Annotated in this window: 18 protein-coding genes; 9 read left to right on the top strand and 9 right to left on the bottom strand. The window is 39.6% G+C overall.

Translation table 11 applies throughout. The features are described from left to right. Positions 1-172: 172 nt before the first annotated feature. The 3 genes from glyS to O1449_RS13890 form a co-directional block, all read right to left on the bottom strand. Positions 173-2,242 (bottom strand): glycine--tRNA ligase subunit beta, encoded by a 2,070-nt coding sequence (gene glyS / locus O1449_RS13900; protein ID WP_269238602.1) that lies wholly within the window; start codon positions 2,240-2,242, stop codon positions 173-175. Then, entirely contained in the window at positions 2,242-3,231 is a 990-nt protein-coding gene (gene glyQ / locus O1449_RS13895) for a glycine--tRNA ligase subunit alpha (RefSeq protein WP_018679456.1), read from the bottom strand. The genes glyS and glyQ overlap by 1 nt, the downstream gene beginning before the upstream one ends. Positions 3,232-3,298: 67 nt before the next feature. Further along, positions 3,299-3,799 carry a hypothetical protein gene (locus tag O1449_RS13890; protein ID WP_269229491.1) on the bottom strand — a complete coding sequence of 167 codons (501 nt, stop codon included), beginning with the start codon at positions 3,797-3,799 and terminating at the stop codon, positions 3,299-3,301. A 211-nt stretch (positions 3,800-4,010) separates the two neighbouring features. Here O1449_RS13890 and O1449_RS13885 point away from each other — a divergent pair, with 211 nt between their 5' ends. The 4 genes from O1449_RS13885 (at position 4,011) to O1449_RS13870 (ending at position 7,775) form a co-directional block, all read left to right on the top strand. Continuing rightward, complete coding sequence (locus O1449_RS13885) at positions 4,011-5,273, top strand: putative DNA modification/repair radical SAM protein (RefSeq protein WP_269238601.1); 1,263 nt, start codon at positions 4,011-4,013, stop codon at positions 5,271-5,273. A gap of 2 nt (positions 5,274-5,275) precedes the next feature. Next, on the top strand, positions 5,276-6,070 hold the full coding sequence (locus O1449_RS13880) for a TIGR03915 family putative DNA repair protein (protein WP_269238600.1): 795 nt from the start codon (positions 5,276-5,278) through the stop codon (positions 6,068-6,070). A gap of 53 nt (positions 6,071-6,123) precedes the next feature. Next, on the top strand, positions 6,124-6,540 hold the full coding sequence (locus O1449_RS13875) for a lysozyme inhibitor LprI family protein (protein WP_269238599.1): 417 nt from the start codon (positions 6,124-6,126) through the stop codon (positions 6,538-6,540). Positions 6,541-6,662: 122 nt separating this feature from the next. After that, positions 6,663-7,775, top strand: coding sequence for an HPP family protein (locus tag O1449_RS13870; RefSeq protein WP_269238598.1), 1,113 nt, complete (start codon positions 6,663-6,665; stop codon positions 7,773-7,775). Between the two features lie 61 nt (positions 7,776-7,836). On the opposite strand, the gene O1449_RS13865 is transcribed toward O1449_RS13870, so the two are convergent. Next, positions 7,837-8,106 carry a PspC domain-containing protein gene (locus tag O1449_RS13865; RefSeq protein WP_004660281.1) on the bottom strand — a complete coding sequence of 90 codons (270 nt, stop codon included), beginning with the start codon at positions 8,104-8,106 and terminating at the stop codon, positions 7,837-7,839. 346 nt (positions 8,107-8,452) lie between these two features. On the opposite strand from O1449_RS13865, the gene O1449_RS13860 reads away from it, so the two are divergent. Continuing rightward, positions 8,453-9,124: a hypothetical protein gene (locus O1449_RS13860; protein WP_269238597.1), complete on the top strand. Its 672-nt coding sequence runs from the start codon at positions 8,453-8,455 to the stop codon at positions 9,122-9,124. A gap of 111 nt (positions 9,125-9,235) precedes the next feature. Here the strand turns inward: O1449_RS13860 and O1449_RS13855 are convergent, their stop codons facing one another. Together O1449_RS13855 and O1449_RS13850 are read right to left on the bottom strand one after the other, a co-directional pair. Further along, positions 9,236-10,432: a DUF7639 domain-containing protein gene (locus tag O1449_RS13855; RefSeq protein WP_269229497.1), complete on the bottom strand. Its 1,197-nt coding sequence runs from the start codon at positions 10,430-10,432 to the stop codon at positions 9,236-9,238. Positions 10,433-10,590: 158 nt separating this feature from the next. Then, positions 10,591-12,414 (bottom strand): acyl-CoA dehydrogenase C-terminal domain-containing protein, encoded by a 1,824-nt coding sequence (locus O1449_RS13850; protein WP_269238596.1) that lies wholly within the window; start codon positions 12,412-12,414, stop codon positions 10,591-10,593. A 239-nt stretch (positions 12,415-12,653) separates the two neighbouring features. Between O1449_RS13850 and O1449_RS13845 the strand changes: the two genes are divergently transcribed. Next, positions 12,654-14,981, top strand: coding sequence for a hypothetical protein (locus O1449_RS13845; protein ID WP_269238595.1), 2,328 nt, complete (start codon positions 12,654-12,656; stop codon positions 14,979-14,981). Between the two features lie 69 nt (positions 14,982-15,050). Here the strand turns inward: O1449_RS13845 and aroE are convergent, their stop codons facing one another. The 3 genes from aroE to ribA form a co-directional block, all read right to left on the bottom strand. Further along, positions 15,051-15,839: a shikimate dehydrogenase gene (gene aroE, locus O1449_RS13840; protein ID WP_269238594.1), complete on the bottom strand. Its 789-nt coding sequence runs from the start codon at positions 15,837-15,839 to the stop codon at positions 15,051-15,053. Positions 15,840-15,972: 133 nt separating this feature from the next. Then, the gene (gene hemF, locus O1449_RS13835) at positions 15,973-16,914 is read right to left on the bottom strand and encodes an oxygen-dependent coproporphyrinogen oxidase (RefSeq protein WP_269238593.1); all 942 of its coding nucleotides are present in this window, start codon (positions 16,912-16,914) and stop codon (positions 15,973-15,975) included. 131 nt (positions 16,915-17,045) lie between these two features. Next, on the bottom strand, positions 17,046-17,648 hold the full coding sequence (ribA, locus tag O1449_RS13830) for a GTP cyclohydrolase II (RefSeq protein WP_004660293.1): 603 nt from the start codon (positions 17,646-17,648) through the stop codon (positions 17,046-17,048). A gap of 305 nt (positions 17,649-17,953) precedes the next feature. Here ribA and dxs point away from each other — a divergent pair, with 305 nt between their 5' ends. The 3 genes from dxs (at position 17,954) to O1449_RS13815 (ending at position 23,589) form a co-directional block, all read left to right on the top strand. After that, positions 17,954-19,852: a 1-deoxy-D-xylulose-5-phosphate synthase gene (gene dxs, locus O1449_RS13825; protein WP_269238592.1), complete on the top strand. Its 1,899-nt coding sequence runs from the start codon at positions 17,954-17,956 to the stop codon at positions 19,850-19,852. Positions 19,853-19,982: 130 nt separating this feature from the next. Continuing rightward, positions 19,983-20,813 carry an inositol monophosphatase family protein gene (locus O1449_RS13820; protein ID WP_269238591.1) on the top strand — a complete coding sequence of 277 codons (831 nt, stop codon included), beginning with the start codon at positions 19,983-19,985 and terminating at the stop codon, positions 20,811-20,813. An 823-nt stretch (positions 20,814-21,636) separates the two neighbouring features. Beyond that, positions 21,637-23,589, top strand: coding sequence for a DEAD/DEAH box helicase (locus O1449_RS13815; protein WP_269238590.1), 1,953 nt, complete (start codon positions 21,637-21,639; stop codon positions 23,587-23,589). Positions 23,590-23,853: the final 264 nt, after the last annotated feature.

Here is a 23,853-nt window from a genome sequence, read left to right as displayed (position 1 = left end):
CGCACCGCACAGCCACTTAACTTGGGCTTTAGCTGTTCAATTTGCTTTCGGAGAAATAAAGGAAGACGGTCGCAGAAGACAACAATTGTCGACCAATTTGGTACTCCAATTTACAATAAACCCCACTAAATATATAGCGGGGTTTATTTGAAAGACCAAGGATTATAGATACTTAACCCTGCAATACACTCACATCTGCAATTGCCGTGAACAAATCACGTAACTGAGCCAATAAACGTAAACGGTTGGCTTTCAATTCAGCATCATCTGCCATCACCATCACGCCTTCAAAGAAAGCATCAATTGGCGCGCGAAGAGCAGCAAGCTTAGAAAGAGCTTCTGTGTAGTTACGTGTAGCAAGTAAAGGCTGAACTACTGGTGTGATTGCTTGAAGTTCTGCATAAAGCGCTTTTTCAGCAGCTTCGACTAGATTCGCTTCAACCACAGCACCTACTGGTGTTGCTTCTTTAGCAAGAATATTGGCAACACGTTTATTCGCCGCAGCCAATGCAGCCGCTTCTGGCAAAGTACGGAAATGATTCACCGCAGTCACACGCTTATCAAAATCAAGAGGAGATTTTGGAGCAAGTGCTTGAACAGCTTGAATCACATCAACCGCAACGCCTTGGTCTTCATACTTGGCACGGTAACGACCTTCAAGGAACGCAACGGCATCGCTACAGGTTTTATCGTGATCTTTAACCACGTCGCCATAACCTTGAAGTGCAAAGTTAACCAGTTCTTCAATCGTCACATCAAGTTCATTTTCGATGATCAAACGTAAGATACCGATTGCAGAACGACGTAAGGCAAACGGGTCTTTAGAACCTGTAGGCGCTTGACCAATACCAAAAATACCAACAAGCGTATCTAAACGATCTGCAAGTGCAATCGTTGTACCTGTCTTGGTTTGCGGTAATACATCGCCTGCAAATTTCGGTAAGTATTGCTCACCTAAAGCTTCGGCAACTTCGCTATTCTCACCTTCAAGGCGAGCATAATACGTGCCTGCAATCCCTTGAAGTTCAGGGAATTCACCCACCAGTTCAGAGGTCAAATCACATTTAGCCAGTAAAGCTGCTTTTTCAGCATCGGCTGCATTAGCACCTGTAATTGGTGACAACGCAACGGCTAATTTAGCAATACGTTCTGATTTATTCCAAAGCGTACCCAATTGCGCTTGGAACACCATATTCGCGAGTTTTTCTTTACGGCTTGCAAGCGGTTGCTTTTGATCTTGTAAGAAGAAAAATTCTGCATCCGACAAACGAGGGCGTACAACTTTTTCATTGCCTTCAATAATTTGAATCGGATCTTTTGACTCAATATTTGAAATAGTAATGAAGTAAGGCTGTAATTTACCTTCGGCATTGATTAAGCAGAAATACTTTTGATTGTCCTGCATGGTGGTAATCAATGCTTCTTGAGGAACAGCTAAATAACGCGCTTCAAAGGTCGCACGTAATGCAACTGGCCATTCAACCAAGCTGGTGACTTCATCAAGTAAGTCTGCTGGGACAATCGCAGTGGCATTAACTTCATCAGCTAACTTTTTCACTTGATCTTGAATGGTTGCTTGACGCTTTTCAAAATTCGCAACGACATAAGCTTTTTCTAAAGCAGCGAGGTAGTCATTTGCATGCGCTAAAGTCACTGCTTCAGGTGCATGGAAACGATGACCATAGGTCACATTACCTGCTTTGTGATCTTGAATGGTTGCTGCAACCACTTGATCATCTTTCAGTAATACCACCCACTTTACTGGACGCACGAATTCAGTACGGCTTGCCGCTGAACGCATACGTTTGGCGATTGGTAAGTTATCCAATGCAGTTTGTAAAATTTGTGGCAGTAAAGCATCAAGGCTTTGACCTTTCACATCTTTCAAGAAGCACACTTTTTCAACTTTACCTGCTTGGAAGGTTGAAAGTTGATCAACCGTAACGCCTTGACCGCGCATAAAGCCTTCAAGTGCCTTAGTTGCATTACCTTCAGCATCATAAGCCGCTTGTACAGCAGGGCCATCAAAACGTTTTTGTGTGTCTGCTTGAGCTGCATCAATATCCACAATTTTTAATGCCAAACGACGTGGTGCGGCATAAGCTTCGATTGCAGCAAAATTTAAGCCTGCATCTTTTAAGCCTTTTTCAGTTTCAGCTTTTAAAGCATCACGCAAAGTTTTTAAGCTTTTAGGAGGAAGTTCTTCACAGCCAAGTTCAAATAAAACTGTATGTTGAGTCATTATTTATTCTCCTTCGCTTTTTCAGCTTGGGCTGCTTCTGCTTCAACTTGTGCTTTTAACTGAGCCAATACTTCATCACGTAAATGTGGTTCTGCCATTGGGAAACCGAGCTTCGCGCGGGCAGCGACATAACTTTGTGCAATTGAACGCGCCAAAGTACGAACACGTAAAATATAACGTTGACGTTCAGTTACCGAAATTGCACCACGTGCATCCAACAAGTTAAAGCTATGCGATGCTTTAATAACTTGCTCATAAGCAGGGAGTGGCAGTTCAGCTTCCATTAAGCGAGTTGCTTCCGCTTCATAGAAATCGAATAATTCAAACATTTTTTCAACGTTGGCATATTCAAAGTTATAGGTTGATTGTTCCACTTCATTTTGATGGAATACATCGCCGTAAGTCACTGTACCGAACTGACCTTTAGTCCAAACCAGATCGTAAACTGAGTCTACACCTTGAAGGTACATCGCAAGACGTTCTAAACCGTAAGTAATTTCGCCAGTCACAGGGTAGCATTCAACACCACCGACTTGTTGGAAGTAAGTGAACTGAGTCACTTCCATACCATTGAGCCAAACTTCCCAACCTAAGCCCCATGCGCCCAGTGTTGGAGATTCCCAGTTGTCTTCTACAAAACGAATATCGTGCGTCAGTGTGTCGATGCCGATTGCTTTTAATGAATCAAGATACAGCTGTTGGATATTATCTGGGTTTGGCTTAAGTACCACTTGGAACTGATAGTAATGTTGTAAGCGGTTCGGGTTCTCACCATAACGACCATCTTTCGGACGGCGTGAAGGTTGAACATAAGCCGCATTCCAAGTTTCTGGACCTAATGCGCGTAAGAAAGTTGCAGTGTGGAATGTCCCTGCACCCATTTCCATATCATATGGTTGTAATATGACGCAGCCTTGCTCCGCCCAATAGTTTTGTAGGGCAAGAATCAAGCCCTGAAAGGTATCAATATGCGAAATCGCACGACTCATGGTGCATCCATTATTCTTGAGAAAAATTGCCCTCAAGTATAAGGATTTTGGTGGTGAGTGGCAAAGGCTAGTTAGGGAATTTCAGCTTTGAACAGGTTTTAGATTTGTTTGCTGTTCTGAGTAATAAAATCCAATTAGTCACAGCAAATGTAAGAGAGAAAAAACAGAGAATAACAAAAAATCTGAGTGGGATAATATTAATTTGGGCTGTATTCAAAATGATGATCAAGCTAGGGACAATCATAGTAAACAAAAAGGTATATGCAATAATCGAAAAGAAATGCAGGGCTTGGTATCTTAGCAGTAATACTTGAAAGAAATAGGTTGGAAGAAAAACGAGAATGAAATAGATCACTGCAATGATTAGTGCGACAAAGAACATTTCACTCAATACTTCGAAAATCTCTTTTGAAAAATTGCTATAAAACGTAAATGAAACAATCTCTAAAAGATAGATCACAGTACATGCATAAAGTGGTGTTTGGATCAAACAGCGCCAAATTTGTGCTTTGCTGACAATAAGTTTTTGAGTTAATGGTTGAGCAAGTCTTTGAAGTATAGGTTTCATGGTAATTTAAATCTTTATTTATTTCAATTACTTATATTTGGGGTGTTGAGTTAATCAAGCTATTGTATTGTATTAATTTTTTTCATAAAAAATCCTCGATCTATAATTATACGTCACCTCATGACGTATTGCATCTCACATGCTCTTAATTTCACAACTTTGAAATGCTAATTTTAAAACAATATTCTATGTTTCCTTCAGGTCGTTTGAAGTGTCAGATCGCATTCGAGAAAAACTACAAATCCTTGCAGACGCTGCCAAATATGATGTGTCCTGTTCATCTAGTGGTAGTGACCGTAAAAATAAAGATAAGGGGCTAGGTGATGCCAGTCGGGCAGGGATTTGTCATAGCTATACCGAAGATGGACGTTGTGTTTCATTGCTGAAAATCTTGTTCAGCAATGTTTGTATTTTTGATTGTGCTTATTGCGTGTCTCGCCGTTCTAATGATGTGAAACGGGCTGCATTTACGGTACAAGAAGTGGTTGATCTCACCATTAATTTCTATCGACGTAATTATATTGAAGGATTATTCCTTAGCTCAGGCATTTTTAAATCCGCAGACTATACGATGGAGAGGATGCTTCAAGTGGTGAAAAAATTACGACTTGAAGAAAATTTTAATGGCTATATTCATCTCAAAACCATTCCGGGAGCTTCACCTGAGCTGATTCATGAAGCGGGACTTTATGCTGACCGCATGAGCATCAATTTAGAAATGCCAACCGAGGTTGGGTTAAAAGCATTTGCGCCTGAAAAATCACATCAAGAAGTACAAAAAGACTTAGGGCTAGTGCGAGATCGACTCATTCAACTCAAAGATGAACGCCAGATTATCAAGCATGTGCCGAAATATGTCCCCGCAGGGCAGACCACTCAAATGGTTGTTGGTGCACATCAGGAAACCGATCAAGATGTTTTGGTAATGGCAGATCGACATTACAAAGAATTCAAGTTAAAGCGTGTCTATTTCTCAGGTTATATTCCAATCAACACGGAAAATAACTATTTACCTGCTGTCGGTTCTGCACCGCCTTTGCTACGCGAAAATCGACTTTATCAGAGCGATTGGTTGATGCGTTTTTATGGTTTTGAAGTCAATGAAATCGTCAATGAAAAACACCCACATCTTGATTTAGATGTAGACCCAAAACTGAGTTGGGCATTACGTCATCCTGAACAGTTTCCAGTGGATTTAAATCGTGCGGATTATCAAATGATTTTACGTGTACCCGGCATCGGAGTGAAGTCAGCCAAGAAAATCGTGCAAGCACGACGTTTTGGTAAAGTGCATATTGATTTGCTGAAACGATTAGGCGTGGCGTATTCACGTGCTAAGTTCTTTATTCGTTGTGAAGACAGTCCACGGTTTCAAAAAGAGCTTTCCACGCTTGATATTCGGCAGCAGATATTAACGCAGGGTTCATCCAAGTATGTAAAACAACTGTCACCACAATTGAGTTTAGGATTCTAAACATGTTCAGTGATGCTGTGGTTTATTATTACTTTGATGGTTCAATGGTGGGTTTGCTCAACTGTGTATTTCGTGCTTTTCAATTTAAAGAGTTTCACGTTCAACTCTGTTTAAACCAAGGCGCGCAGCATGGCTTATTTGCTACGGTGGTTGAGATTCCAAATCATGAGCAACATGCAAGTCGTGTTTGGTCAGCTTTACAGCAAAAACTTTCGCATTCATCTTTGAGACAATTTTATTTTGCTTATTTGTCGGAATCCTTGGATGCCTATCAGCATTTATTTAATTACTGTATCTATGTTTTTCGGCATCAACATTCAGTCGAAAAAAATTACTCTCATCCCAGTGTTTTAGCGATTTCGCAATGGACGAAAAAGGTCGGGCGTGAAAAGCATCGTATGGAAGCTTTTGTGCGGTTTAAGAAAACCACAGATGGATTATTTTTAAGTTTGGTTCGGCCTGATTTTAATGTCTTGCCTTTGATACAGCCGCATTTTAAGCGTCGTTATCAAGATCAACGTTGGTTGATTTATGACGAACAACGTAAATATGGATTGTATTATGATTTACGCGAAATTCACGAGGTGTCTTTAGAGGTCAATCAGATTGACCGTAATATCGAAAATGGTGCGAGTCAAAACTTCCAATTAGAATTAGATGAACAAGAAGAATTATACGATCAACTTTGGAAAGATTATTTCAATAGTATCAACATTAAAGAACGTCAGAATGTGAAATTGCATGTGCAATATTTACCTAAACGCTATTGGCGGTATCTTAATGAAAAATATGTTTAAGGCATTTTTTGATTATTATTTTAAAAATACCAACATAACAGAAGAGCACGTTCATGACTAAATTAGTTTTAAAAACAGCAGTACTGATCATGGCTTGTTTGAGTACTTCGGTATTTGCCAAAACGCAAAATAAAGCGATAGATCCTTATAGCCAATGTATCGATGACACCATTCAACAGCTAAAACTGGGGAATATTAATAATGCTGTGGTGGAGATCTGTAGCACCAGAACCAAAACTTTATATGCAAAGCAGATTGTGCAGTTATTGGATCAAATAAAAAAACAGAGTCAGGAATACAAGCAGCTTGAACGCTATCAGGACATTATGAAATCACAACAGCTCTGGAAAAATTTTGTCGATCAAGAGTGCCGTAATGCTGGTGCTTATATCGGTTCGCCGATGTATCAATTTTGCCCTATGCAAAGATACGCAGAGCGCTTGGAGCAACTACGAGAATATCTCAATTGATATGATTTGTGTTCAGCAGATTTGAGCATACATTAAAACTATAATTTAAATACATCTTTACTTTAAGATGACAGTATACTACTGCACCCAATGAGAACAAGACGATTCCAGCAAGGTGCATTGTGAGCTTAACCCAATCAGACTGGCTAAATTTCTTAAAACCCAATTATAAAGTATTACCTTTGAAAGAACGTTTACTTTCAGGATTTGGTGCGCTTTGTGGTTTAGCAATATCCTCTTTAATTAGTTGGTATGTATTGGGTGGTATGAATGCTTGGTATATTGCTCCTATGGGTGCCTCTTCTGTACTGCTTTTTGCAGTTCCGAATAGTCCTTTAGCGCAACCGTGGAATGTTGTGGTTGGCAACATATTGGCAGGTTTAATTGGTGTGACATGTACACAGTTATTGCCTGATTTAACCTCTGCTTTTAGTGTCGCAGTTGGGTTAGCCATTTTTATGATGATGACCACTGATTCATTGCATCCTCCAAGCGGCGCAGTGGCGATTACAGCGGTATTAGGTGGGGATGCTGTACACCGTTTAGGTTTTCACTTTATTTTATATCCTGTGTTACTCAATTCGATTTTATTATTATTGATTGCTGTCTTTTTTAATCGGTTGATTGGGCGTCATTATCCAATAACAGCGCATATTAATGAACGCTCTAAAGACCCTACACCAACCCAAAAAGTGTCGATTCAACCGAAAGATATTAGATATGCTTTGGCGCATCACACTGAGCTATTAGACATTAGCCAATATGATTTGGAAAAAATTATTTTAGAAGCACAAGAACGAGCCAATGAACGTTTGACGAACTTATTTGTTTGCCAAGACATTATGAGCCGAGATGTGATGAAACTGCATGAAGATGATGATATTCATCAGGCTTTGGATAAATTTAAAGCAGTGAATCTGATGAGTTTGCCTGTGGTGAATAACGAGAATCATTTGGTGGGGACATTGGCTTTGTATGAAGTGGTGGAATGGTTTAAAAGTGCAACTGATCCAAGAAATTCTTGGCAACACTATGTCCGACAAATTATGAGTCACCGTGTTGTCATCGTTGATCCCTCCCAACCCATTCAGGATTTAATCCCTTATTTTGTGGAGAAGTCTTTTAATTATATTCCTGTCGTGGAAAATCAACGTTTGATTGGCATTATTAGTCGTGCGGATATGATCGCTGCGCTTCAACAACAACTCAGTCGTCAAAAGCTTCAATCAGAATAAAAAAAAGCTACGGTTGTATTAGGGGGAAATTCAACCGTAGCGACCAAAAGAGGTAAATAAATTAACGTTTTATGCTTTGGTCTTCATAAACGGTTTTTACGGGCTGATTATAGCCTTGTACATAATCAACGCGACTTTGCTGTTGTTTTGGAATCACTAACCACAAAATCAGGTAAACCAAAATACCAGGGAAAGCTGCGCTCATGAGTGAAATCACGACAAAGATCAAGCGTAATAAATTTGCATTCCAACCAAAACGTTCCGCAATACCGCCCATTACACCAGCGATCATGCTTTGTCGGTTTGAGCGATATAAACCAGAATTGGCCATTTAATTTTTCTCCTAAAATATTTGATACAGCAACAGAATGAGGCTTCATTCATGATAAATCGCTGTTAATAATGAGATAGGGATGAACTGTTTTTTTTAAAGTTTAAACAGATGGAAGAATCGTTACGGTGTGTAAAAGGCTGATGGAAAAAACGACAGTATCGCCTAAAATGCACCGACTTAAAGCATACTGCTTTGTTAATTTGCTATTTCATCAAGTTACGTCCGCCATAATTACCCATTTTGAGGAATAGACGAATATTCAAATGCTTCCTATATTTTGCAGAACCATCGTATGTTTTTGAAAAAAGTGTGACAATGATGTTGATATTAGAGATTTGTGGATATGCAGTTCAGGTTCTTCTTACAGCATGTTAGTGTAGGATTTTTATTGAGTTTAGGGTTGAGTGCTTGTGATAGCTATCATCCGGATTCAATGAAAACCTCAAACCAAGCGCAGCCAACTACTGATGAAAGTTCTATTCCTGTCATGTTAGATGCTGAGCAAACACGAACAAATGCAAGTGAAGGAATGTCACTGACTGAGGTTGCTGGACAAGCAACAGTTCCTCATGTTGCTTCTAAACATATGACGCAACCGACTCAACAAGATATGCAATATGTTGGGCGCTATCATGCGCGTATTCCTTGTACTGATGCATTTGCTGGTTGTGTCAAAGATGAAAAAGAAGCGGAATATATCTTAACTTTGTTAGAAGATGGTTCAGTCTATTGGACCAATACCAGTTTCGGGCGTTTGGGTTCAGATCCATCGCGCAATATGACCAAAATAGAGCAAACCTGTAAGCAGGTGCAATGGCATGTTGAGCCAGTGGAAAAAGAGATTGTGGTGCGCTGTGCTGCCGCTGACGTGAATTTATATTACCAGATCAATCAGGACCATAATCTTGTGATGGATCTGGATAAAACTTGGAATGGGGATCAGGGCCGCAACCGCAAGTTCTTTAAGGAATATCCATTTCCCAAGAAAGCCTATGTTTTTGAAAAGTCGGAATGATTTTTTAATTTATCTTTAAATAAACGAACAATAAAAAAGTACCTCATGAGTTTCATTAGGTACTTTATTTTTATAAAACCCAAGATTAAAGTATCTAATAGAATTCCAAGATTATAAAAAGGTTAGGATTTCTTGAGCCAATTGTTGAGCCTTGTTCCTGGACCAACCAATAGCAAAATGTTTCTGTGCTAAAACGGGTGTGTTCAAATTAATGGATTTTATATGTCGTTCAGCATCTACACCATGTGTAATCATTACTTTGGGTTGAAGATGTTGAATCAGGAAATCAAAAATAAAGGTGTCTTGATCAGATTGTGTCAGATCGGTTTTTTTGCGCGTGGGCAGGGCATAAATATTTGTTTCCATGACAACTAGATTTGGATGAATACTGAATAATGCATCATTGATCCATTCGATGACTCGGCGAGTATTGCTGAGTGCAGGTTTGCCAGCATCTATACGGTCTTGTTGATAGGCTTGTAACCAGTCATTTTTATTGAAGCCTGTAGCTGGAGCAAAATATTTCCAAAAGTCATCTGCTTGAGTCGCTGGATTAAAACCAATAATTAAAATGTCAGTTTCTAGTGGATTGCCATTACAAACAAAAGGTCTGATGTTGTGATTGCCCGCCAAATTTTTTAATTCTTTATAAAATTTTTCCAACGGTGTGGATGTATCAAAAATCTCTTTACTGAACTGTTGAATTGCTGGCTGGAATTTAGGTTGAACGATTGAATATCTTAAGGGCAAGGGTTCTTGATAAATTACTTTGCGGATGGGTATGTCATGTTGATCCATATCCCCTAAAACATATTTACGATGGTGTGTGGGTATGGCTTCATAAGCGATTCTTAAACATTCAATATTTTCTGCACAAGGGTGGGTTAAATAGTTTTCCCAAGCAATTTGACAACGTGCGCTTGAATCTGGACGATCATTGAGTTCATCAATAATATCTATAACTTCCTTTATTAAATCATCATTGTTTTTATAGTATGAAAGAGAGGGATAAATTCCAAATTCACCGAGGCTTTCTATCTCAAGTTTAGAACTTTCAGCGATTTGAACAGTAATTTTTCCCTCTTGAATCTCTTGCCTAAGTTGTTGCAGGTTAAAGTGCTGATAACCACATCTGATTGTACCATCCTGATAAATAGACAGTGCTTCTAAAGAATATGAACACCCTGCTTCGTCAGGATCATATATTTCAAGTAAGACAAATACTGGAAGTGTTGTGCCAATGATAAAAGTTCCATCTTCTGCCTTTTTATAGATGCCATAATTTAGATTGCCTTTCCTAAATGTCATTTTTATTTGCCTATATGATGTGTAGCTGTTTTATTTTTTTAGAATAATCGAGAGGATAGGAAAATCACAATAAATCAGCGACATCATTTGACGTTGCTGTTTGAAAATAAAAAAAAGAGCGCTTTAAGCGCTCTTTTTATTGATCAGTTCCGATTGAATTAGTAATCGAAGCTGAAGTGTTCTGGAGTAAGTGAAGTCAAAGTACGTGAAGTCGTTACCATTGATTCTGCATGACCTTGTGCACGTGGCAATAAACGGTCAAAGTAGAAATCTGCAACTTTGATTTTTGCTTTATAGAATTCTGGAGTTTCAATGCCGTTACCAGCTTCTAGCTTCTCAGAAGCAACCACTGCTTGTTGAGCCCAGAAATAAGCCATCATCACATAACCAGAGAACATCAAGAAATCATTAGAAGCAGAAGATACGATGTCACGGTCTTTACGAGCTGCAAGCATGATGCGAACAGTTAATGTGTTCCATTGAGCGCAAAGCTTAGTTAAGTCCCAAGCAAAACGGCGTAAATACTTGTTACGCGCATGCGTAGCACAGAATTTTAAGATTTCAGCAGTATAGTCACGAACGATTTTACCTTTTGAACTTAAAAGAACTTTACGACCTAATAAATCAAGTGCTTGGATACCCGTTGTACCTTCATACAATGTTGAGATACGTGCATCACGTGCGATTTGTTCCATGCCCCATTCTTTGATGAAACCATGACCACCGTATACTTGCATACCATGGTTCGCAGCTTCCAAACCTAATTCAGTCAAGAAACCTTTTAAAATCGGGGTATAGAAACCTAGTTTGTCATCAGCAGCTTCATAAGCAGCTTGATCACCATTGACTAATGCATCTGTCATTTTGTCTGCAAGTTTTGCAGCATGATAGATCATTGCGCGACCGCCTTCTGCAACCGCTTTTTGAGTTAACAACATACGACGAACGTCAGCATGGTGAATAATTGCATCAGCTACACGCTCAGGCTCTTTCTTACCAGAAAGGGCACGCATCGACATACGATCTTTCGCATAAGGTAACGCACCTTGGAAAGAAAGTTCAGCATGTGCAATACCTTGAACCGCTGTACCAATACGAGCAGTGTTCATGAACGTAAACATGGCATGTAAACCTTTGTTTACTTCACCGATGAGGTAACCTGTTGCATTGTCAAAGTTCAATACAGCAGTTGCTGAAGCACGGATACCCATTTTGTGTTCGATCGAACCACAAGAAACCGTGTTACGCTCACCTACACCGCCGTCAGCAGTCGGGATGAATTTCGGTACGATAAATAAAGAAATACCACGAGTACCAGCAGGTGCATCTGGAAGACGCGCAAGTACGATATGAATGATATTGTCTGTTAAATCATGCTCACCCGCAGAGATGAAGATTTTAGTACCAGAGATTTTATAAGTACCGTCAGCAGCAGGTTCAGCTTTAGTTTTAACTTGACCTAAGTCTGTACCACATTGAGGTTCAGTTAAGCACATTGTGCCTGACCAAGTCCCTTCAACCAATTTAGGCATATAAGTATTTTTTTGCTCATCAGTACCGAACTGCATGATGGTGTTCATACAACCTGTACTTAAACCTGGATACATGGTAAATGACCAGTTCGCCGTACCCATCATTTCAGATTTGATGAGGTTCAAAGACATTGGTAAGCCTTGACCACCAAACTCTTCTGGGTAAGAAAGACCTTGCCAACCACCCATTACGAATTGGTCGTAAGCATCTTTAAAACCTTTAGGCGTTGTTACTTCGCCATTATTGAAAGTACAACCTTCTTCATCACCAGATTGGTTCAGTGGAGAAAGTACGTTTTCACAGTAATCTGCCGCACCTTCAAGAATCATATCAACGGTTTCAGCATCCGCATTTTGACCACTTGTCAAAGTTTGGTAATGTGCTGGATAATCTAACATTTCGTTCATTAAGAAACGAATATCACGGAGAGGGGCTTTATATGCTGGCATAATCTTAATCCTGTATTTGAATCATTTTGGATTATCTGTTTCGATACTTTGATTATTCATAATAGTGATAAAAATACATTGATAAACTCTAGGGAAAAAAATGTCAGAAAAGCTAATTTTAGAAAATAGTAATGTGTCAGAAAATCATTTTTCTGTTAGAGTCTTTGCAGATATTATATGTGAAAAATGATCTGTTTTATAGTTGAAAATATAACGATATAAGGGTGTTTGGTAAAGCTATGCGTTTAAAATATTTAACATTATGTTTGTTGGGTCTTGGTCTTTCTGCTTGTTCGCAGCATGTCATTAAAACCAATTCAGGTTCTCAGAATTTAGAGCAAAAGGCAATTAACAGTCTCAATGCAATGTATGAATATCCGAGTTACGATTATCGTGGAAAATTCAAAGTTCATGTCGACCTAGATCAAAATAAATCAAACACCTCGTCAGAAAAGGCGACTTTAGATGCAGCACTCAAACAAAAAGTGGATCAATATTTACAAGAACAAAAGGTTAATTTAAACAGCAAACAAAAGCAGGCACTCTATAATGCCTTGGCACAACAGCCCAAAAGTTCTGGTGGTTCTAAAGCTGATAAATTTGCTCAGATCATGACCAATATATTGAATGATATGCAATTTGAATATGATGGTTCTGTGCATTATCGTCAGAAAATGGGTTCGTTTAATCTGACAGCACGTTATGAAAAACCAACCTTGTTAGTTCAAGCAAAAGTGCCGATGGTCCTAGATTTAAATAATTATAAGTTTTATATCAATTATTTTGCTTTGATGCCGTATTTGGTGAACAAAGAAAATCAAAATAATTTAGCTTATTTGGATTTTTCAAAATATCAGGCAATGTTTAAGCAAGTGGATTACAAAAAATTTGCAGAGTATGTGAAAGCTTCAAGTGCTGTTTATTACCGTTTAGCTGATCAAAATAACATTCAAGCATTGTCTGTCTCCGCTGCTGATCGAAATTTAGGAGTAGTCGAAAAAATTCGCTTAAAAACATCGATTGAAGAATTAATTTTACAAGCGAATTTGTACAGCAAAGTGAATGAAAAATATTTAATGCAAAGCATTTTAAATATTAAAGAACAAAATTTAGAAAAGCTGATTGCTGATGAAACCAATGCTGCAAGCAAAACCAAACCTGATGCAGCGGCATCCATATTAGCGAATAAAGATTCCGCAGATGATGCCAGTGTCGTCAGTCAGCAATTATATCATTTAGTGAATCAGCACTTTGGTGTTGAAGATGAAGCTGATCCAAAGGTATCCGATGCAGCGCAGCAAGCGATGGATGCTGCCAAAGAAGCTGGGATAGTCACTGACGATTCAGAATCAGCTGATGCTGCCGCAGATGCAGCTTCTTCCTCAAAAGATGAACAAGGTTTGACAGAGACCCAATGTACAGCGCTTCTGAATGCTCAACAGGCTGCTTATGGCGATGCACAGTATTGTGAAAGTATTTATGATATTGATGTTTTTAATGCGAAAAAAGCCGAATCAGGTTTTCTATCTTATGTTGAAAAATTACAAAGCCTAGAAAAAGAATTTGCTGTGTATGATCAAAATCAATTTATTGATGATCAGGCATTTAAAGCGCTATGGATCAAGCATCAGGCTGAGATTGAAAAAGCATTGCCTCCTCAAGACAAACGTAATCCATTTACTATGGATATTGGTTTAGATGCGCAAGGGCGAGCAGTTAAAATTGATTATGATTTGAATTATGCACTACCTGAACTGAAGTCTCGTTTTAATCTTAAAGCAGATATGTTGATTTCCAATTATGGCCAAGCAACGCCAATTGATCAGGCTCAATTGAAACGAGCGAAAACATGGGCTGAAGCAAGTAAAGGCTCTATGTTAGAGCAGGCGATTGGTAGTTTCTCTGAAAAGTTAGGGCAAACCAATGTTCAAGAACGTTCAGCAGAAGCATATACACTATCATTAGATGACCAATTGAAAGTGATTGCTGAACAACGATTTGATGCAACACAGAGTTATGAGCAAACATTTAAAGCTGTATTTATTGCCAAGCTGATAGAAAATAAAGCAGAAATTGCACAACGTTATACAAGTCAGGAATTGCAGGAAATTGCAGCTGTTTATGCCTATTGGTATGCCACAGATGACATCTATAACCCACAAGGTAAGGCGTTGAAGAGCATTGAAGCATTACAGAAGAAACATCATCTTGAGCAAGATGATCAGTTTGATGACAAGCTAGGACAAGCTGTTAATCGTATTGTAAATGATGCGATGCATGGTGATAAAGATCGTCAAGCTTGGAAAAAGCTACAAGCTCAATATAAACAACCACAGCAGCTATTTGCTCAACAGTATCAACTTCAATTTGAGCGTGATAATGGAGGTTCAAGTGAGGAAAAACCACTATTGGCACAAACCGCAGCGATTTTAGGGCAAGTATATGTCGATGCTCGTAAAAATCAGTTGTCTGAAAAGAGCATTAAATCATTAAAGATTGAGCATAATGAGTTTATTGATTATGAAATCTTTAAAGACGTTTATTTGAAAATGTTAAGCACTAAATAATGGTTAATTAATTCAAAAAGAACCTGCGCAATCCAGGTTCTTTTTTGCTTATTAATATTTATAGATGGGTTATAAGAAATCTTTTAATTCAGGTTTGACCCCATTCCAAATAGAGAAGGCTTCAATCGCTTGGCCCACCAACATACCAAAACCATCTGTTGATGGAACTTGACGCTCTTGGGCTTGATCCAAAAAGCTCGAAGGTTTTCCATAAGCCATTTCATAAGCATGGTGAAAAACCAAGCATTCAGGAAGCTGTAAAGTATCACCAGTTAAGCTGGCAGAAGTGGCATTGATGACAAAATCAAATTCACCAGCAAGTTGTTCCAAGCTGAGCGCTGAGAGTTGCGCTTGCGGCACGGCATCTTTTAAATCGGAGACCAATTGTTCAGCTCGAGCAAGTGTACGATTGGCAATGATAATCTGTTTTGCGCCTGCTTGTACTAAAGGATAAATCACACCGCGAGTTGCGCCACCTGCACCTAAAATTAAAATACGACTATTTTCTAAATTCCAATTTAGGGCTTGAATGGCGGCAACTAAACCCTGACCATCGGTATTATCTCCAAACAGTTTGCCATCTTGCATCCACAAGGTATTCACAGCTTTAGCAATTTTGGCACGTTCAGTAAGTTGATCACATAAAGCAAATGCCTGCTCTTTAAACGGCACAGTTACATTCATTCCAACGCCATCATGAGCAAAAAAATCTTTTGCTGTGCTTTCAAAACCATCTAAGGGCGCAAGAATTTTTTTATAGTCTAAATTGACCCCCGTTTTTGCTGCAAATGCATGATGGAGTTCTGGTGATCGAGATTGTTCAATCGGATTCCCAATGACAGCAAATTGTTTGGTCATACTTTTATCCAAAGTTGAAAGAGAGGACATAGGCTATTAAACATATTTGAATGCTTATGAGGACACAATATACGATAATCTTTAGGTACAAAAAAAGCACCTAAATTCAGGTGCTTTGAATAATTACGGTCAATTATTTATTTAAACTCAACCAATCTCTTGGTTTTAGATAATAATCTGTTAAGCGTTTTTCTATTGAGTCGGCATCCCATTCAGGGCGATAAGACCAACCCGCGAGATTAGGCAAGCTAACTAAAATCGACTCAATACGACCACCCGTTTGTAGGCCAAACAACGTACCACGGTCGTAGACTAAATTATATTCAACATAGCGACCACGACGATACAATTGGAATTCACGCTGAGCTTCGGTATAAGGCTGTTCACGATGCTTTTCAAAAATAGGCAAGATTGCTTCTAAATAACCATTACCAACGGCTTGAATATATTTAAAGCAAGTTTCGAAGTCCCATTGGTTCAAATCATCAAAGAATAAACCACCTACACCACGTTGTTCATCACGATGTTTTAAGTAGAAATAATCATCACACCATTGTTTATGTTCAGCATAAACATGTTCGCCGAATGGTTGGCATAAATCATAAGCGGTTTGATGCCAGTTTTGAATATCTTGATCATCTGGATAAAAAGGTGTGAGATCAAATCCACCGCCAAACCACCAAACAGGGTCTTGCCCCTCAGGTTCGGCAACAAATAAACGTACATTGGCATGTGAAGTTGGGATATTGGGATTTTTTGGGTGAATCACCAGTGATACACCCAAGGCTTGTGCTTTAGCACCTGCAATCTGAGGGTGGCGTTCCGTTGCAGAGGCTGGGAGTTTACTGATGTTAATGTGGGAAAACATTACCCCACCTTTTTCAATCACTTCACCATTTTGCAGAACACGAGAGCGACCACCGCCACCTTCGGTTCGTTGCCAATCATCAATGATAAATTCAGCGGTACCACCGCCTGCACGTTCCTGTTGCTCTAGTCCTGCACAAATCCGTGCTTGTAGATCGAGTAAAAACTCACGAACACGTTGAATATCAACTGAAGTTGGATGTTGCATGATGATCCTCTGAAAGTGATCTAGAGATTGCTTATATCAAAACATAAATCCATAAAAAAAATAAGGGATTTTTAATTTTTCTAATCAAAAATCCCTTAAATGCTTTATTTTTAAACATCATTAAAAATGAATTAAAAGTCATCTTTTTGATAAAGATGATCCATACGCTCACGTTTGGTCTTTAAATATTGTTCATTAAATGGGTTACGACCTACTGTTAACGGTACACGCTCAACCACATTGATGTCTAAATCAGTTAAGGCTTTAAGTTTTAACGGGTTATTCGTAATTAACTTAACTTCTTTAATTTGTAGATGATCCAGCATAATGCTACACATATCATAACGACGTGCATCCGCAGGAAGATTTAATAACAGGTTTGCATCAACAGTGTCATGCCCTTGATCTTGTAAAGCATAGGCGCGGATTTTATTCGTTAAACCAATCCCACGACCTTCTTGGCGTAAGTACAAAATCACGCCTTGTCCTGCCTCATTAATTAGGCGTTGAGTCGCTTGTAATTGAGGACCACAGTCACACTTTAATGAAGCGAAAGCATCACCTGTTAAGCATTCTGAATGAATACGAACTAAAACAGGTCCTGTTGGGGGAGTTTCTAAACCTTTAGAAAGCGCCACATGTTCTTCGCCCGTTTGAGGGTCTTGAAACACAGAAATATTGAAGTCACCAAAAGCAGTTGGTAGCTTTGATGTTGCAATAAATTCAATCGGCACAGAGAGCTCGCTATGTTAGTAAAAACTATCAAAGTATAGCTTAATGTGTGAAGATTGAGTGAATTGGAATTTCTGATTTTTCACATAAGTTTTTCTTTTTCATAGAAAGCACACAATAATGGTTGATAAACAGTGACATAATTCAGGATAATCTGTAAGTCAGTTGTTTAAGATTGGCTTGAGAATGTTCAGCACTACATCATTCGCACATGTGGCTGATTGAAGGTAGATCGTATTTAATTGTATGATTGCCCCCATTTAACCCAGCTTCGGATTTGCCAGGCTTAAAAAGGCTTTGCCACATTATGTTGTATACCGAAATTCCAACTCAACGTCCTGTTACGCCATTGTTAGATGGAATTGATCATCCACAACAATTACGTCAGTTCGAGCAAAGCCAACTCGCACAAGTGGCGGATGAGTTGCGTCAATATATTTTGTATGCGGCAGGGCAAAGCGGTGGCCACTTTGGCGCAAATCTTGGAGTCATCGAACTGACTGTTGCGCTGCACTATTGTTTTAATACTCCTGAAGACCGCTTGGTTTGGGATGTCGGTCATCAAGCCTATCCGCATAAAGTATTAACAGGTCGCCGTGAAACAATTACCACAATTCGTACAAAAAATGGTTTAGCGGCTTTCCCTGCGCGTGATGAATCAGAGTTTGATACCTTTGGGGTAGGGCATTCATCAACTGCAATTTCAGCAGGTTTGGGGATGGCTTTGGCACGTCGCTATCAAAAAGATCCATGCGATGTCGTTGCAATCGTTGGTGATGGTGCAATGACAGCAGGTATGGCATTTGAAGCCATGAATGATGCAGTTGCACATGATGCTGATCTGATTGTCGTTTTAAATGATAACGATATGTCGATTTCATGTAGCACAGGTGGTTTTGCAAAACACTTAGCAGCGATTTGGGAAACAGGTCAGTTTATCAATGTCAATGAACATGGCGAAGCTTATGTTCAACCACATCCAAAATGGACTTACAATTCGCGCTTACACCAATCTGCAACAAATGCTGCTGATAATTTATTTAAAGCGATTGGTTTTGATTACTTTGGTCCATTTGATGGACATGATGTGGAACAGTTAGCGCAAGTTTTTCATGCGCTTAAAAAACGTAAAGGCCCTCGTTTAGTTCATATTTATACCAAAAAGGGTAAAGGATTTGCGCCTGCTGAAGCAGACCCGATTACCTATCATGCGATTACTAAAATTGCAGCTACAGCATCTGCATCTGCAAAAAAATCACCGCCTAAATACTCAGACGTGTTTGGACAATGGTTATGTGATGAAGCAGCGCAAGATGATCGTTTACTCGCAATCACCCCAGCGATGTGTGAAGGTTCAGGGATGGTTCAGTTTGCAAAACAATATCCTGAACGTTTCTTCGATGTGGCTATTGCCGAGCAACATGCAGTGACTTTAGCAGCGGGTATGGCGTGTGAAGGTTTAAAACCTATCGTAGCAATCTATTCGACCTTTTTACAACGTGGTTATGATCAGTTAATCCATGATGTCGCACTCCAGAATTTAGATGTGACTTTTGGTATTGATCGTGCTGGTTTGGTCGGTGAAGATGGTCCGACCCATGCAGGCGCATATGACTATGCTTATATGCGTACAGTGCCGAATATGGTGATCATGGCACCAAAAGACGAAAATGAATGTCGCCAGATGTTGCATACGGCATATCACTATAATGGACCAACTGCCGTACGTTATCCACGTGGGGTTGGCACAGGTGTTGAAATTCAACAACAGATGACTGCTTTAGAAATTGGTAAAGCTGAAATTGTTGCAGAATTTAATGTAGATGCTGAACAGCAGATCAGTATTCTTGCTTTTGGTAGTCGAGTTGCGGCATCAGTTGAAGCAGCAGAATTATTTGCAAGTAAACATTCTGTTGCTGTACGTGTGGTCAATATGCGGTTTGTAAAACCATTAGATGAGCAAATGATCCGTGAGCTTGCAGAGAGTACCCAGCTTTTTGTCACTGTGGAAGAACATGCAGTGATGGCAGGAGCAGGCAGTGCGGTCAATGAATTTTTGGCACATGCGCGAATTTTAAAACCAATGTTGAATTTAGGTTTGCCCGATGAATTCTTACATCAAGCAACCCATCAGCAAATGCTGCAAGACTGTGGTTTAGATAGCAACGGTATTTTAGCTTCAATTGAACAAGCTTGGTTCTCATAAATAGAAGAATGTGAAAGCGGAAATAATTTTTCGCAACATTTTTCCCCTAAAAGCGCTTATATTTGATAGAATGTAGGCGCTTTTATGCATTATTCTTTGTCAAAATCTTCAAATTTGTAGTGGGTGTTCAATGGAACCTATGGTGGTTATGGCTGCGCGTGCGGCTCAAACAGTTGGTCAAGAGCTTTTAAAGGCGCATCAAAATCGTCATAAACTCGATTTACAAGTTGAAGAAAAAGGCATCGATGGTCCAGTAACGCGTGTTGACCGTTATATTGAGCAGCTAACAATAGATACGCTTCGTAAAAGCTATAAAAACCACAGCTTCCTTGGTGAAGAGTTTGGCATGCAAGAAGGTAAAGGTCACGATGCAGATTGGTGCTGGGTGATTGACCCTTTAGATGGTACACAAAACTTTATTCACGCTGTTCCTCATTTCTGTATTTCTATTGCTGTACAACATAAAGGTGTAACTCAACACGGTGTGATCTATGATCCAGTGCGTGATGAATTATTCTCTGCAAGTCGTGGTCGTGGTGCAGTCATGAACCAACGCCGTATCCGTGTCAATGTTAAAGACTCTTTAGAAAACACATTCCTTGCGGTAGGTCATCCTTATCGTGCGAAACGTAATGGTGAAATCGTTTCTTATGCAGAACAACATTTCGCTTCTTTGTTGGCTGTAACTAAATCAGGCGCGCAAATCCGTCGTGGTGGCTCTGCTGCTTTGGATTTAGCTTATATCGCTGCAGGTCGTTTTGATGGTTTCTTTGAGCTTGGTTTAAAACCGTGGGATATTGCTGCGGGTGAGTTAATTGTGAAAGAAGCGGGCGGTGTAGTTGTTGATGCTCGTGGTGGTAATGAATCATTTGATAATGGTCAAGTACTTGCTTGCTCATTGAAAATGTTAAAACCATTGATGCAAACAGTTGTTCCAGCTTGGGGCGATGCTGCAAAATAATTTGTGGATTTTTAGAAAAAGGGTAGCGATTGCTACTCTTTTTTATGCCTAATAATAGAAACACATAGAACAAGATGAAAAAAGAATAAAATAAATATATTTATCATATATGCCCACATAAAAGGTGGTGCATGCATAGCACTGCTATATGCAATTAAAAGTTGTATGAAAGTAATAGTGCTTAAAATCGTGCAACTTCTAAAAGGATGTTTTTGAATAGATGAAGTCGATTCTAGAAAATATGTAACGATAAAATAACTAGAAAAAAATAAAGAAATTAGGATTACACCACCTATGGGGTATTGATAAATATACTCTGGTTCACTCTTTATAAGGAATGGATTAAGTTGAAAACCAAAATAGACAATATTGAGGCATCCTAATAGCCATAAGATGAATAATAATTTTAGTAGCATAGAGGTTTTAAAATTTTTGTTTGTGTATAAATATATTTAAGCTAAATTCTTATAAAATCAATGAATAATCGAAATGGATAGAAAAAACCTATTAAAAAGGGTGACTTTTAAAATTATTCTGCTATAATCCGCCCACGCACTTAAATTCCAGTTCATTACCTGAACATTCAGTTCTATTCATCATAAAGCGCACGCTGTCCATCGAGAGGACCACATCTTGCGCCCAAATCGCTTAGCGATTCTTCAGGTTGAAGCAGTAATCAAGCGTGCGTTTAGTCCACATCGTCGTTATTCGGATCGCCGCTGAACTTCATCTATTTTCAGCTTGAGTCGCTTTGCCGCTTGTTGCCGATGTCTATTTTTTTTGAATTTATTAAAATGGAGCACCCATTAGGGTGAAACTCTCTATGAGCAAAACTTTTGCCGAATTTTCTTTACACGAAACCTTACAACAAGCGCTTGAAGGTTTAGGTTTTACCACACCAACTCCTGTGCAAGAACAAGCGATTCCCGCTGCGTTAGAAGGGAAAGATTTATTAGTATCGAGCCAAACTGGTTCAGGTAAAACTGCTGCATTCTTATTGCCTACTTTAAACTCTTTGGCTGGTGAAGAAGCATTCGTTTCTTTCAAAGATCGTATGAAGGCAGTAACTCAGCCTACAATCTTAGTTATTTCTCCTACACGTGAATTGGCTCAACAAGTTAGCCAAGATGCGATTGCATTTGTACGTCACATGAAAGGTGTTCGTATTGCTGCAATTATGGGTGGTATGCCTTTTGGTAAGCAAATTCAACAGCTTAAAGGTGCTCAGGTTGTTGTTGCGACTCCAGGTCGTTTACTTGACCTTGTAAACCGTCGTCAAATTAAACTTGATAAAGTTGAATCATTAATTGTTGATGAAGCTGACCGTATGCTTGATCTAGGCTTCTCTGAAGACTTAGAGGCGATTGGTGAATTAGCTGCAAATCGTAAACAAACATTAATGTTTTCTGCAACATTTGCTGATCGTATTATCCGTCTTGCTGAACGCATGATGAATGATCCACAACGTATTGCAATTGAAACTGGTCACAGCACCAATACTGATGTAACTCAAACATTACATTGGACTGATGGTTTCGAACACAAGAAAAAATTACTTACGCATTGGTTATCTGATGAATCAGTAGATCAAGCTGTTGTCTTTGCAAGCACGCAAGAAGATACAGATATGCTTGCTGAAGAATTAGCTGAAGCGGGTCACTCAGTTGTTGCATTGCATGGTGCAATGCCACAAACCGTTCGTAACCGTCGTTTACGTAGTATTCGTGAAGGTCGTGCAAAAATCTTGGTTGCAACTGATGTTGCAGCGCGTGGTTTAGACGTACCAACAATCTCACACGTAATCAACTTCGGTTTACCAATGAAAAATGAAGACTATGTACACCGTATTGGTCGTACAGGTCGTGCGGGCCGTACAGGTCAAGCCGTTACTTTAGCGACTTACCGTGAGCGTGGCAAAATCCGTGCTTTAGAAGATTACTTAGATGCACGTTTAAATGTATCTGAAATCGAAGGTTTAGAGCCATCTCCACCTCCTGCTCGTTCAGGTCGTGATGGTCGTGGTCGTGATGGCGGTGGTCGTGGTCGTGGCGGTCGTGATGGCGGTCGTGGTGGTTTTGGTGGTGGTCGTCGTTTTGAAGGCGAGAGCAATTTCAAACGTCGTGAAGGCGGTGATGATCGTCCACGTCGTAGCTTCGATGATAAACCACGTGGTGAGCGTCCATCATTCGGTGGTGAAGATCGTCCACGTCGCGAGTTTAACTCTGACCGCCCACGTCGTGAAGGTGGTTTTGAAGACCGTCCACGTCGTAATTTTGATGATAAACCACGTGGTGAACGTCCATCATTTGGCGGTGAAGATCGTCCACGTCGCGAGTTCAATTCAGATCGCCCACGTCGTGAAGGTGGTTTCGAAGACCGTCCACGTCGTGAGTTCAACTCAGATCGCCCACGTCGTGAAGGTGGTTTCGAAGACCGTCCACGTCGTGAGTTCAACTCAGATCGCCCGCGCCGTGAAGGTGGTTTCAATGATAAACCGCGTTTTGATTCGAATGATGACAACCGTGGTAATCGTGTAGATTATAAACCGCGTCGTGAAGGTGGCTTCGGCGACCGTCCAAAACGTGATTTTGGTGATCGTCCAGCGCAACGTGAAGGTGGCTTCGGCGATCGTCCAAAGCGTAGTTTCGGCGGTGAAGATCGTCCAAAGCGTAGCTTCGGCGGGGAAGATCGTCCAAAGCGTAGTTTCGGTGGTGAAGATCGTCCAAAGCGTAGCTTCGGTGATGACCGTCCAAAACGTAAGTTTGGTAGCGAATGATTATCGTCGGAAAAACGAATTTTAATCGTTAAAAACTGATGAAAAGAAGAAGCCAGTTGTAAAACTGGCTTTTTTATTTAGGATTAGTCATGTAAAATTCGAAAAATGTCTACTAATTCAAATTTTACAGAAGAAATGAATAAAGTTAAACAAAATAAAAGTCTTTTAAGTCAAATATGGTCATTCATTTGTGGTGAAGGGTTGCCATGTTTATTTGTTATTTTAATGCTTTGTAATGGGTTGTTTTTTGCATATGCACTTATT

The organism is Acinetobacter sp. TR3, from assembly GCF_027105055.1.
Lineage (GTDB): Bacteria > Pseudomonadota > Gammaproteobacteria > Pseudomonadales > Moraxellaceae > Acinetobacter.
This window is presented reverse-complemented; position numbering and strand designations above follow the sequence as displayed.